9 protein-coding genes are annotated in these 12,326 nt (G+C 58.0%); 6 read left to right on the forward strand and 3 right to left on the reverse strand.

Annotated features, from left to right (window positions below):
- Nucleotides 1–45 precede the first annotated feature (45 nt).
- From D7M11_RS10500 to nagA, 6 genes are all read left to right on the forward strand, one after another.
- Entirely contained in the window at nucleotides 46–1,092 is a 1,047-nt protein-coding gene (locus D7M11_RS10500; RefSeq protein ID WP_120747157.1) for a LacI family DNA-binding transcriptional regulator, read from the forward strand.
- 252 nt (nucleotides 1,093–1,344) lie between these two features.
- Nucleotides 1,345–2,691, forward strand: coding sequence for an ABC transporter substrate-binding protein (locus D7M11_RS10505; RefSeq protein WP_120747158.1), 1,347 nt, complete (start codon nucleotides 1,345–1,347; stop codon nucleotides 2,689–2,691).
- 187 nt (nucleotides 2,692–2,878) lie between these two features.
- Nucleotides 2,879–3,766, forward strand: a complete 888-nt coding sequence (locus tag D7M11_RS10510; RefSeq protein ID WP_120747159.1) for an ABC transporter ATP-binding protein — start codon at nucleotides 2,879–2,881, stop codon at nucleotides 3,764–3,766.
- Between the two features lie 40 nt (nucleotides 3,767–3,806).
- Nucleotides 3,807–4,835, forward strand: a complete 1,029-nt coding sequence (locus D7M11_RS10515; RefSeq protein ID WP_193556164.1) for an ABC transporter substrate-binding protein — start codon at nucleotides 3,807–3,809, stop codon at nucleotides 4,833–4,835.
- Nucleotides 4,832–6,895 carry a Fe(3+)-hydroxamate ABC transporter permease FhuB gene (gene fhuB / locus D7M11_RS10520; protein ID WP_120747160.1) on the forward strand — a complete coding sequence of 688 codons (2,064 nt, stop codon included), beginning with the start codon at nucleotides 4,832–4,834 and terminating at the stop codon, nucleotides 6,893–6,895. The genes D7M11_RS10515 and fhuB overlap by 4 nt, the downstream gene beginning before the upstream one ends.
- A 199-nt stretch (nucleotides 6,896–7,094) precedes the next feature.
- Complete coding sequence (gene nagA / locus D7M11_RS10525) at nucleotides 7,095–8,258, forward strand: N-acetylglucosamine-6-phosphate deacetylase (protein ID WP_120747161.1); 1,164 nt, start codon at nucleotides 7,095–7,097, stop codon at nucleotides 8,256–8,258.
- Here nagA and D7M11_RS10530 read toward each other — a convergent pair.
- The 3 genes from D7M11_RS10530 to pepF all read right to left on the reverse strand — a co-directional run bounded on the left by D7M11_RS10530 (nucleotide 8,246) and on the right by pepF (nucleotide 12,228).
- A complete protein-coding gene (locus D7M11_RS10530) occupies nucleotides 8,246–8,902 on the reverse strand; it encodes a lysoplasmalogenase (protein ID WP_240041043.1) in 657 nt (218 codons plus the stop codon). The two genes, nagA and D7M11_RS10530, sit on opposite strands and share 13 nt — an antisense overlap.
- Before the next feature lie 49 nt (nucleotides 8,903–8,951).
- Complete coding sequence (locus D7M11_RS10535) at nucleotides 8,952–10,322, reverse strand: aldehyde dehydrogenase (RefSeq protein WP_120747163.1); 1,371 nt, start codon at nucleotides 10,320–10,322, stop codon at nucleotides 8,952–8,954.
- 109 nt (nucleotides 10,323–10,431) lie between these two features.
- A complete protein-coding gene (pepF, locus tag D7M11_RS10540) occupies nucleotides 10,432–12,228 on the reverse strand; it encodes an oligoendopeptidase F (RefSeq protein ID WP_120747164.1) in 1,797 nt (598 codons plus the stop codon).
- Nucleotides 12,229–12,326 lie beyond the last annotated feature (98 nt).

Here is a 12,326-nt window from a genome sequence, read left to right on the forward strand (position 1 = left end):
TATGATTGAAACGTTTCAATGAATCCGTTTTCAGGTGAGTGCCCTATGGTAAAGAAAAAAAGCCCGACGATTGTCGATGTAGCGAGAAAAGCCGGCGTTTCGATCGGAACGGTATCGAACGTGCTGAACCGGCGCAGCGATGTGCCTATGGCCGAGGATACCGTCTTGAAGGTGAACGAAGCGATCCGGCTGCTCGGATACAGGCGCAACGCGATTGCCGCCAATTTGAGCCGGCAAAAAACGTATGAGCTCGGCATGCTGCTGCCGAGGTACGATGAATATTTCGTCAAATTTGCCGGTGAGGTCGAACAGATCGTGCTCGAAAAGGGCTATCATCTGTCTGTTTTCTCTGCGCCGGAAAAGCCGGAGCTGGGACGCAGGCATTTGGAGCTACTGCTTCAGCGGCGCGTGGACGGCTTGTTCTGCCACGGACTGGCGATGCCGCCCGATACGGCCGAGGCGATCATCCGGGAAGGGACGCCGCTCGTGCTGTTCAATGCCTGGGGCTGGCCGGACGATATCGATGCCGGGCGGGTGAATCTGGATGTGGCGACGGCTTGCGCCGATGCGGTACTCCTGCTTCACGCGCGCGGCTGCCGGTCGATTTATTACCTGGGGAACCGAATGGCAGCCGCAACCGACGAGCAGAGAATGATCGGCTTCGCCGAAGGTGTGCGCAGGCTGGAGCAGTTGGGGGAGGGCGAATGCGCGGAGACTGGCGTTATCGATGTCGGACAGAAGGGGTGTTTGCAGGAGCTGCAACGCCTGATCGCCGAGCATGGGCCGCTTGGGCTGCTCGTATTCGACGATTTCAACGCTTTTTCCTACATGTCCAAGCTGCTTGAGGCCGGATGCCGCATACCGGAGCAGGTGAAAATCGTCGGTATCAACAATACCTCCATGAGCCGGCTTAGCTATCCGAGCATGACGAGCATTGCGACTCCGTACAAGCTTCAGGCGGAGGCTGCTGTCCGCATGATGATGGCGAGACTGGGGGCTGCCGGCGACGAGAGTGCGGAAGAGGAGTCCGCCGCGAGCCGAATCGTACAAATACCGCTAACCATCATAGAGCGGAAATCGACCGAGCGCTAAGTCTCTTTTTTTTAGTAAAATTGAAACGTTTCAATTACCATTGCATATACCTGCTGCCGGGATGGCAGGAAGCTTGACGGAAAGGGGGTGAGGTCGCCTCTGGTAACGGGAGCGGCAATGCGAGACTTACGCTGACGAAAACTGCTGGAAGCCGAACTTTGCCCGGAATAGACGAGTATACAGTTGCCTGACGAAAGTATTGCATCTTTGGAATACGCTTACATCCAATTTTTTAATCAGGGGGTCTTTTAAGTGAAACGGAAAATTGCAGCTAGCGTATCGGTTGTATGTTTATCGGCCATGCTTGCCGCCTGCGGCAGCAGCGGCGGCGGGGGGGCGGCATCGGGAGGAGACTCGGGCAAGTCCGGAGAGGCGTCGGCCGTTCCCGCTCCGCGCAAAGATCCGGTCGAGCTCTCGATCATAAACGGAATGAGCACGATGACCGAAGAGCAGTTCATGGACGAATACGGCAAAAAGATCATGGAAAAGTTCCCGCACGTGAAGATCAAGTACTACATCGGCAATTCGAGCAAAACGATGACGGAACGGATCACGGCAGGAGAGCCGATCGACATTATTTTCGCCTCCAGCGGTTTGACGGTCGACAGCTTAATTGCCCATGGATTGGAATTTGACATTTCCAATTTGATCAAGACGTATCAATATGATTTGAACCGGATCGAGCCGACCTCGATCGAATTCCAGAAGAAACTTGCAAACGGCGGCATTTACGGGCTTCCGATCAACACGAATACGCTCGCGTTGTTTTATAACAAAGACATCTTCGACAAGTTCGGCGTCCCGTATCCGAAAGAGGGAATGACGTGGGATGAGATGTACGATTTGGCGAAGAAGATGAGCCGGCAAGAGGGCGGGATCCAGTATAGGGGCTTCGTCATGTCGTTCCCGCACATGTTCCGCTTGAACCAGCTGTCCGTTCCGTTTGTCGATCCGCAGACGAATAAGCCGACGTTCGACAGCGACGGGTTCAAAAAACTGACGGAAAACTTCGCGAGATTTTTCGCAATCCCGGGTAACGAAGGCAATGCCAGCACAGTGCAAGGCTTGGCGACGCAGCGGAATTACTTCTATAAAGACAGAACCGCGGCGATGATCGCCGATTTGGGCGGGGCCTATACAAACCCAATCTTGAAAGATATGAACTGGGATATCGTACAGGTCCCGTCATTCAAGGACAAAATGGGCATCGGCACGCAAACGTACCCGACCTATTACTACATTACCGGAACGTCCAAGTACAAGGAGCAGGCGTTCGAAATCATATCCTATTTAACGACGGATGAGTTCCAGACGCTGCAGGCGAAGAAAGGATACGCCCCGATCGTCAAAAATCCGGAAATTGCCAAGCAGATCGGGCAGGATACGGACGTGCTCAAGGGCAAAAACGTAAAATCGCTGCTGCCGGACAAGTTTGCTTCCCCGGTTATGTTGTCGAGACAATCGGCGGCGACGGAGACGGCGATGTACAAAGCGCTTGAAGACATCGTCCAGAACAAAACGGACATCAACTCCGCTCTTCGAACAGCGGCGGAAGCAGCCGACAAAGCGATCAAGGAGCTAGAAGCGAAAACCAAATAAGCGAAGCAGCCTAAATGGCCGCTGTCCGGTTGCAAGTTGCCGGCAGCGGCATTTTTTTTGCGAAAACGGATTGACAATGAAATTGATAACTATTATCATTTATATTGTTTAATTGAGAATTGTTATCAATTTGACGGTTGGAAGATGGCCGGACGATTACATACAAAATCGGAAGGACGTGGCGCGAATGTCGAGATTGTTCGCGGAAAAGCTCCATATCGCATACGGGGATAAAGTCATTGTAGATCAACTGGATCTTTCGATCCCGGAGGGGCGTATAACGGCGCTTGTGGGAGCGAACGGCTCGGGCAAGTCGACCATCCTGAAGACGATGGCGCGGATTATGAAGCCGCAAAAAGGCGGCGTTTTTCTGGACGGCAAGTCGATCCACCAGATGCAGACGAAGGAAGTTGCGAAGCAGCTGGCCATTCTGCCGCAAAATCCGGTCGCTCCGGAAGGGCTGACGGTAAGCGAGCTGGTCGCGTTCGGCCGCTTCCCGCATCAGCGCGGGTTCGGCTCGCTCGGCAAGGAAGATAAAGAAATGGTCGCCTGGGCGCTCGACGTTACGGGTATGACCGATTTTGCCGACCGCCCGATCGAGCAAATGTCGGGTGGCCAGCGTCAGCGCGCCTGGATTGCGATGGCGCTTGCGCAAGGAACGGATATTTTATTTCTCGACGAACCGACGACGTTCCTCGACATGGCCCACCAGCTCGAGGTGCTGAAGCTGCTGGAGCGGCTCAACCGCGAGGAAGGCCGGACGATCGTCATGGTCGTGCACGATCTGAACCATGCAACCGGCTACGCCCATCATATCGTTGCCATCAAGCGCGGCCAAGTCATCTACGAAGGTTCGCCTTCCGAAGTCGTCCATCCCGAGATGCTGCATGAGGTGTTCGCCATACGCGCCGACGTCATCCCCGATCCGCGTACGGGCAAGCCGCTTTGTCTGCCTTACGATCTGGCCGGGGAAGACGATGACGGCGTTGTGCATTACACACACAGACCGGCCGAAACCGGCGGTTCCTTGGCGGAACGCCACGAGTCCAAGAAGGAAAAGGTCGGAGCGGTTTAAAAGAAACTCTCATTTTATATTGAAAAAAAGGGGTACCTTCATGTTGAAGCTTACAAAACCATTCATGCTGCTGATTGCATTTGTCATCTTACTTGCGGGCTGCGCCTCCGGCTCGAACGGTTCCGGCTCCACGCAAGCGGGTGGCAAGCAGGAAACTTCGAACGCGGGCGGCGGCGCAAGTACGACCGAGCCGGCCGTGAAAAAAATCGAGCACGCGATGGGGACAACCGAAATCAAGGGCATACCTTCGCGGATCGTCATTCTCGAATGGACGTATGCGGAAGATTTGCTGGCGCTGGGCATTCAGCCCGTAGGAATGGCCGACATTGCCGGCTACAAAAAATGGGTTGACGCAAAGCCGGCGCCGGCTGCTAGCGTGGTGGACGTGGGGAACCGTCAAGAGCCTAACATGGAACTGATCATGAGCTTGAAGCCGGATCTGATCGTAACGACGACGACTCGCGCCAAAACGTCTTATGACAAGCTGAAAGCGATCGCCCCGACGATCGTGTTCGACCCGTATTCGGAAAAGGCGTCGAAAGACTTGTATGCAGGCATGCTAGACTCGTTCAAGGTTGTGGCGGACGTTGTAGGAAAACAGGCGGAAGCCGAGAAAGTGATCCAGAATCTGGATAAACTTTACGAGGATGCTCGGGCGAAACTGAAGGCGGCTGGCAAGGAAGGCGCGGAATATGTGCTTACGCAAGCGTTCAGCAATCAGAATGCGGCCGTGTTTCGTATGATGACCGAAAACTCCTCCGTCTCGCAAATTTATAGCAAAATCGGCTTGAAAAATGCGTACAAGCCGGAGAAGTTCGAATCGCAAGGCTTTGCGACGACATCCGTCGAGGCGCTGGCTGCGGTGCAAAGCGCGAACTTCATTTACGCAGTGCAAAGCGACGACAATATTTTTGAGAATCAATTGAAGGATAACGCGGTCTGGAAGGGACTCGCATTCGTGAAGGAAAAGCGGACGTACGGAATCGGCGGCGATATGTGGCTGTTCGGCGGACCGCTGTCGATTCAGAAGATCGTCGATAAAACCGTAAGTTTGTTAACCGCGAAATGAGCGCGAGGACGGTACCTGCAGCGAATGCCGGAAGCGGGAGCGCCGGCTGGAAAATAATCCTCGTGTTCGGGGGCGGTCTGCTGGCGCTGATCGCCCTTTTGTTTGCAAGCTTGACTCAGGGCGAAGCGAACATTACGGCAAGAACGGTTGTGGACGCTCTGCTGTCGCCTACCGGCAGTCTGGAGCACCAAACGGTGCTCAGTATCCGTATGCCGCGCGCCGTCATCGGTTTGCTCGCGGGTGCGGCCCTCGCCGTATCCGGCGTGCTGCTGCAAACCGTCACGCGCAATCCGCTCGCATCGGCGGGCACGTTCGGGGTCAACTCCGGCGCTTACTTCGTCGTTGTAGCCGCCACTGTATTCGCTCCGGCGTTAGCCTCCTCCTCGCCGCTTCTGCTCGCCCTGATCGGCGGCTGCGGCGGTGCGGTTATGGCTTATTTGATGGCGGGAGGGCCGAGGGGAACGCCGGTGCGGATGGCGCTTGCCGGGATGATCATAACGATGGTGCTCTCTTCGTTTACGAGCGCGCTTCAGCTTCTGTACGAGAATGAGACGAACGGCTTGTTCATGTGGGGCTCCGGCTCGCTCGTTCAGAACGATTGGAAGGGTGTTTTCCATGTGTGGCCGTGGCTGGCTGCAGGAGCCGTTGTCCTATCGCTTTTTATCCGCACGCTGGATATGCTGGAGTTGGGAGACGAGACGGCCAAATCGCTCGGACAGCGCGTAGGAACGGCCCGTATGTGCGCTCTGGCGATCGCGGTTCTGCTGGCCAGCGTCACCGTTAGCGTCGTCGGCCCGATCGGCTTTATCGGCCTGATCGCGCCGCATCTCGTCCGGTTGATCGGGCTGCGCCGTCATCGGCTGCTGCTTCCGGCAAGCGCGCTCTGGGGAGCCGTCGTGCTGATCGGCGCCGATACGGTAGCGCGGTTGTTCCGCAGCACGCTTGGCGAGCTGCCCGCAGGAGCCGTAACCGCGCTGATCGGAGCGCCGTGGCTCATCTGGCTGGCCGTCCGGGGGACGAAGGAGCAGCGCAGCGTGGAGGCGTCCAGCTCGATGAGCGTCGGCTTCCGTGCAAGGAAGCTGCCGTATCCGCTTATGCTGGCCGTGCTTGCCGCGCTGGTAGCCGTGGCGACCGTAGCCGGTCTGGCTGCTGGCGCGCTAAATATTCCGGCGAAGGACGTGCTTGCCGTACTGTTCGGCGGCGGGCAGGATATGTATCGGAACATCATTCTGGAGATGCGGCTTCCGCGTCTCGCCGTCGCCATGCTGGCGGGAGCCGGACTGGCCGTGTCCGGCGTTATGCTGCAAGGAGCGGTACGCAATCCGCTGGCCGACCCGTCCGTCATCGGCGTAACGTCCGGCGCAGGCGCCGGTGCGCTGCTGCTGCTCGTCATCTGGCCCTCGGCGCCGGGGGCGCTGCTTCCGGCGACCGCTTTTGCCGGCGCGCTGATCGCTGCAGCCGCCGTATACGCGTTGTCGTGGCGCAAAGCGCTTCACCCGACGGTGTTGACGCTTGTCGGCATCGCGGTGTCCGCCATCGGCTCGGCGGCGATCCATTTTCTCGTCATCCAGTCGAAAATGGCGGCCGCTCCGGCGCTGGCCTGGCTCGCGGGAAGCACCTACGGCCGCGGCTGGAAGGAGCTTAGTCTGCTGGCGGCGGCAATTGTCATCTTCGTGCCGATGGCTTGGCTGCTGGGCCGTCGTATCGACCTGCTCGCCTTCGGCGACCCGGTATCGCTGGGACTCGGGCTGAAGCTGCAGCGCACGAGGCTGATTGCCGCGGGCGTCGGCGTTGCGCTGGCCGCAGTCGCCGTTTCCTGTATCGGCACGGTGGGCTTCATCGGCTTGCTGGCGCCCCACGCGGCCCGGATGCTGGTCGGGCAAAACCAGCGGCGGGCGGTAGTGCTCGCGGCGCTGATCGGCGCGCTGCTGCTGCTGCTGGCGGACGTTGTCGGAAGAGTGGCGATCGTGCCGAAGGAAATTCCGGCAGGTCTGGTCGTTGCCGTGATCGGCACGCCGTATTTGCTGGCGCTTATGTACCGCAGCTTCAGCAAAACATAAGCGAAATTGGAATCGAATAATCTGGAACAGATGCCGCAAACGATACCGTTTGCGGCCTTTTTTTGTTCGTGTTCAGTATCGCGCCATGGAAATTTCCCAGGACTTGCAGAGTTGCCGGTATACGGAAAAAGTGCTGCCGTGATATGATACGAAAGAGAGTACAAGCCGCGCTGGATGCGGAGATGGGAGAACGAGTACCGTGAGTGAAACGATATGGACGAACGTAGTGTTGTATTCGGGACACAGGCTGATCGAGGGCGGACGAATGATTGTAACCGAGCAGGGGACGATTCGCGCGGTGGGGGATGAGCTGCTGCCGATCCCCGCTCACGCGCGGGTGCGGGACGGCGGCGGCGCGCTGCTGCTGCCCGGCTTTATCGACGTACACGTTCATGGTGGAAACGGTTATGGCGTGATGGACGCAGCGGCGGAATCGCTGGACGGCATGAGTGTATTCCATGCCCGTCACGGTACGACCGCCTTTTTGGCGACGACTTCGACATCGTCGAACGAGCATCTCGTTCGGGTATTGCGCAGCGCGGCTGAGCGAATCGGCAAAACTCCTGGGGCGGAGCTTGCCGGCATCCATCTGGAGGGGCCGTACCTGGACGAGAAGCGGCGCGGAGCGCAGAGCAAGGAGCATTTGCGGCTGCCCTCGCAGACGGAGATCGAACAGTTTCTCGAGGCGGCCGGCGGACATATGCGGCTGGTTACGCTGGCGCCGGAGCTTGAAGGAGCGCTGGCGGCCGTATCCCTGCTCGCTGCCAGAGGCATCACCGTATCGGCGGGTCATTCCGATGCGACCTACCGGCAAATCGAGGCCGCTATTCAAGCCGGCTTGACGCATACGACCCACCATTTCAACGGGATGAGCCCGCTTCATCATCGCGAGCCGGGACTGGCAGGAGCGGGACTCGCGCTCGGCGAGCTGACGACAGAGCTGATCTGCGACGGCATTCACGTTCACCCCGCTGTCGTCAAGCTGCTGTTCGACACGAAAGCACCCGAGAAGGTGTGTTTGATTACCGATGCGGTATCGCCGGCCGGACTGCCCGACGGAGAATACGGCGATGTGGTCGTGCGCGCCGGGGAAATTACGCTGAAGATTGGCTCTTCGCTCGCCGGCAGTTCGCTGACGATGCTGCAGGCGCTCAAGAACGCTATGCGTTATACTGGCTATCCGCTCGAGAAGCTGCTTCCGTCGCTGACGATCGTGCCGGCCCGGCAGGCGAAGCTGGACCGGGTCAAAGGCTCTCTGCAGCCGGGCAAACACGCCGATTTCGTGCTGCTGACGCCGGAGCTTCGCCTGCTGTCGACGTTCGTCCGAGGCAAGGAAGTATACAGCGCCGATCAGGCGGAATGATTCGTTTCCGCTGTACGCGGCTGCGGTGTTTTCGCCGGGAAGCTCGAAGCGATCAGAAACTGTGCGGCGTAATAAGTCGTCATAATGAGCGGCCCCGAGTAGGCGACATCCGATACAAACTTGTTCCAGGCGAGGATCGAATCCGACGCGACGAACAAAAGAGCGCCGAACGCAGCCCAGCCGCGCCCGGTCATAATAGAGGCCCAAGCCATGAACGAGATGACGAGCACGTAAAGCACGACGGGAACGAGCAGCGGCGTTTGTCCGTTTTGGACAAGCGCGGCCAGCAGCTCCCGGCCGACGAGGAAGCCGTATGCGGCGATAGGAAGAAGCATGACGGCCTTGGCGAAGGAGAACCGCCAAGCGCTCAGGAAGCCGGCGATATAGAACAGATGGCCGACGAGAAAAGCGGATAGGCCAACCACGAACGATACGCCAAGCAGGCCGTCGCCAAGCATACAGAAAAATAGCCCGATCAGGACGCAGATGCCGTACCGCCGAGGCTCGGCCGGACGACGCAGCCAGGCATAGGCGATCATAAGCCACATCGGAATCAGCTTGAAGAGCAGCTTGACGGAAGCCGGCTGATTTGGGATGAGCCAGATGTACAGGATGCTCGTCGCGACGATAAGAATTGGAAGCACATATTTGTTCAGGCCAAAAGCCCCCTACTCGCGATGCGCTCGCACCGCGTCATTTTAAAAAACGTTTGATACGCCTCAAGCCGTCTTTGAGGTTCGGATACCGGAGCGGAATGTCGAAGGCGTTCGTCTGCACCAGCACACTTTTGCGATGCGAGAACGTATCGAAGCTGCCTTTGCCGTGATAGGCGCCGATTCCGCTCGTGCCGACCCCGCCGAACGGCAAGTAGGGCGTCGTGAAGTGATACACGGTGTCGTTCACGCAGCCTCCGCCGAACGAGATGCCGTCCAGCACCTGCTGACGGACCTCCTTGCTGTCAGAGAACAGATAGAGGGCGAGCGGCTTCTCGCGGCGGCTTACTTCGCCGATAACGTCGGTGATGTCGTCATATTCGAGCACCGGCAGAATCGGCCCGAATATTTCGTCCCGCATGACGCCATCCTCCCATGTCACTCCCGTAAGCACGGTTGGCTCGATCAGCAGCCGATCCCGGTTCGCCGCTCCGCCGACAAACGTATCCCCATCCGTCAGGAACGACTGCAACCTGGCAAAATGCCGCTCGCTGACAATCCGCGTAAACGCCCCGCTCTCGCAAACGGACTGTCCGTACAGCTCCCGAATCGCATCTTTCAGCAGCTCCAAAAAGCGCTCCTTTACCGTTCGCTGTACATACACATAGTCCGGCGCGATGCACGTCTGCCCGGCGTTCATAAATTTGCCCCATGCGATGCGCTTCGCCGCAAGCCGCAAGCTCGCATCGTCGTGTACAATGCAGGGGCTTTTGCCGCCCAGCTCCAGCGTAACCGGCGTCAGATGGCGGGAGGCAGCCTCCATCACAAGCTTGCCGACGGAAACGCTGCCGGTGAAAAAAACATAGTCCATCCGCTCGCGAAGCAGCGCCTGAGCCGTATCGACTCCGCCTTGCAGAACAGCGACATGGCGCTCGTCAAAAGCTTCCCGCAGCACGAGCTCCAGCGCTTCCGACGTTCTCGGCGTCAGCTCGGACGGCTTGACGATGGCGCAGTTGCCCGCTGCGACGGCTCCGATCAGCGGGGCGACCGCAAGCTGGAACGGAAAGTTCCATGGCGCGATAAGGAGCGCTACGCCGTAGGGCTCGGCATAAATACGGCTTGCGGAGCCGAAATGCGTAAGCGGCGTTTTCACTTTTTGCGGGCGGGCCCAGGAGCGGATATGTTTCAGAACGAACCGGATTTCGTGGAGCACGATACCGATCTCCGACGTATACGCCTCGAACTCGGATTTGCCGAGGTCTTCCCGCAGCGCGCGCGTAAGATGGCCCTCGTGTTTGCGAATGGCGCTGCCCAGCCGCTTCAAGGCGTCGATCCGGAACGAAATCGGCTTCGTTTGTCCCGTATGGAAAAAGGCTCTTTGCGCGTTTACAAGCGATGTTATAGAGTTCATGCTGGTGATCTCCCTTGTCGTTTGGCGGCGAGCCGGAATCGGAACGGCGAGGAGCGGCAGACGCCGGAAGATTGCCTCCGGTCGGTGCTGCCGCCCCTGCCGCTCCTATTCAGTTCGCGCCGCTAAGCTGCTCCATCTGTCCGATCAACTGCTCGAACACGCTCATCGCCTGGCGAATCGGCTCCGGCGTAGACATGTCGACACCGGCGCGCTTCAGAATTTCGATCGAATAATCGCTTCCGCCGCTTTTCAGGAAGCCGAGATATCGCTCGACGGCCGGCTCGCCTTCGGTCAAAATTTGCTTCGCGAAGCTTTCCGCCGCCGAGAAGCCGGTCGCATACTTGAATACGTAAAAGCTCCGGTAAAAATGCGGGATGCGCGCCCATTCCATCTCGATCTCTTTATCGACAGTCATAGCCGCGCCGTGATAACGAACGTTCAGATCGTAGTAGATGCTGCACAGCTCCTGGTGGGTGAGCGACTCGCCTTTCTCCGCTCTGGCGTAGATGAGCTGCTCGAATTCGGCGAACATCGTTTGCCGGAAGACGGTCGTACGGAACTTGTCGGCATAGTAGCAGAGCAGATACATTTTCTGCTTCGGATCGGTGGAGCGCTCCAGCAAATAGTTCATCAGCAGCGCTTCGTTCAGCGTCGAGGCGACCTCGGCGAGGAAGATCGTATACTGCGCGCTGCGGTACTCCTGGTTCGAATCGGACAAGTACGAATGAATCGCATGACCCATCTCATGCGTGAGCGTAAACATGCTGCTGAGGTTGTCTTTATGATTCAGCAGCACGAACGGATGCGTGCCGAAAGCGCCGGAGCAGTAGGCGCCGCTGCGCTTGCCTTCATTCTCGTAAACGTCGATCCAGCCGCCTTCGAGCCCCTGCTCCATAATGGCGGCGTAACCGTCGCCGAGCGGCTTGACGCTCTCCAGCACCGTCTGTTTGGCTTCCTCGTATGTAATGTCCATCTTGTATTCGTCGACGAGAGGTGCGAACAGATCGTACATATGCAGTTCGTCTACGTTCAGCAGTTTTTTGCGCAGCTCCATATAGCGGTGCAGCAGCGGCAAGCTTTCGTGAATCGCAGCCACGAGGTTGTCGTATACGTCAACCGGAATTTTGTCGCCGTACAGCGAGGCTTCCAGCGCGGACGGATATTTGCGGGCTTTTGCGTAAAACATGTTTTTCGTCAAATTGGCGCCGAGCGTCGCGGCCAGCGTATTGCGCAGCTTGCCGTACGTACCGTACATCGCCTCGAAAGCACCCTTGCGAACGTCGCGGTTGCGGCTTTCGAGAAATTGGATGTAGCGTCCGTGCGTAAGCTCCACTTCTTCGCCGTCGTCGCCGCGGACGAGCGGGAATTTCAGATCCGCGTTGTTCAGCACGCCGAATATGGTGCCCGGCGCTTGGGCGACATTGCCGACTTGGGCGAGCAGCGCCTCTTCCGGCTTGGATAACACGTGCTGCTTTTGCCGGATGATATCCTCGAGCGTCTTCTTGTACGAAGCGAGCGCCGGATCGGCTACGAATGCTTCCAGCCGGTCGGCGGGCAGCGCCAATATTTCGGGGGTGATGTACGACATCGACCCATTCACTTCGACAGCCAGCTTTTTCACTTTGTCGAGCAGAGCTTGATACACCGGCTCCGCCGTGTTTTCATGATGACGGTTACTTGCGTATACGTACAGACGCTCCGTCATCAGCGACAGCTCATCCTCGAGCTCGAAGCATTGCCGGATCGAATCTGCATCGCTTAGCTTGCCTTCGAACGCGCCCATCTCGCCGAGCCGGCTTTTTACCGTCTCATAATCTTTATCCCACGCCTTCTGGTCGGGGAATAAATCTTCGAGCCTCCATCTGGAGGCGGCCGGCACATCGGACCGTTTCATAACCTGCTTCATCTGGAATCCTCTCCTTGTTTATGTTCGTTTGTTGAAACAAAAGCCCCCGACTGACGAACGGCCGGGGACGATTGGTTGCAGGCGCGAAAAGCGCTCTT

It is taken from the genome of Paenibacillus ginsengarvi (assembly GCF_003626695.1).
Classification (GTDB): Bacteria; Bacillota; Bacilli; order Paenibacillales; family NBRC-103111; genus Paenibacillus_AB; species Paenibacillus_AB ginsengarvi.

Bases quoted from the DNA above. Each gene is read 5' to 3' on its own strand.
- D7M11_RS10500 (WP_120747157.1), top strand. From the start codon at position 46: ATGGTAAAGAAAAAAAGCCCGACGATTGTCGATGTAGCGAGAAAAGCC.
- D7M11_RS10510 (WP_120747159.1), top strand. From the start codon at position 2,879: ATGTCGAGATTGTTCGCGGAAAAGCTCCATATCGCATACGGGGATAAA.
- D7M11_RS10515 (WP_193556164.1), top strand. From the start codon at position 3,807: ATGTTGAAGCTTACAAAACCATTCATGCTGCTGATTGCATTTGTCATC.
- fhuB (WP_120747160.1), top strand. From the start codon at position 4,832: ATGAGCGCGAGGACGGTACCTGCAGCGAATGCCGGAAGCGGGAGCGCC.
- D7M11_RS10535 (WP_120747163.1), bottom strand. From the start codon at position 10,322: ATGAACTCTATAACATCGCTTGTAAACGCGCAAAGAGCCTTTTTCCAT.
- pepF (WP_120747164.1), bottom strand. From the start codon at position 12,228: ATGAAGCAGGTTATGAAACGGTCCGATGTGCCGGCCGCCTCCAGATGG.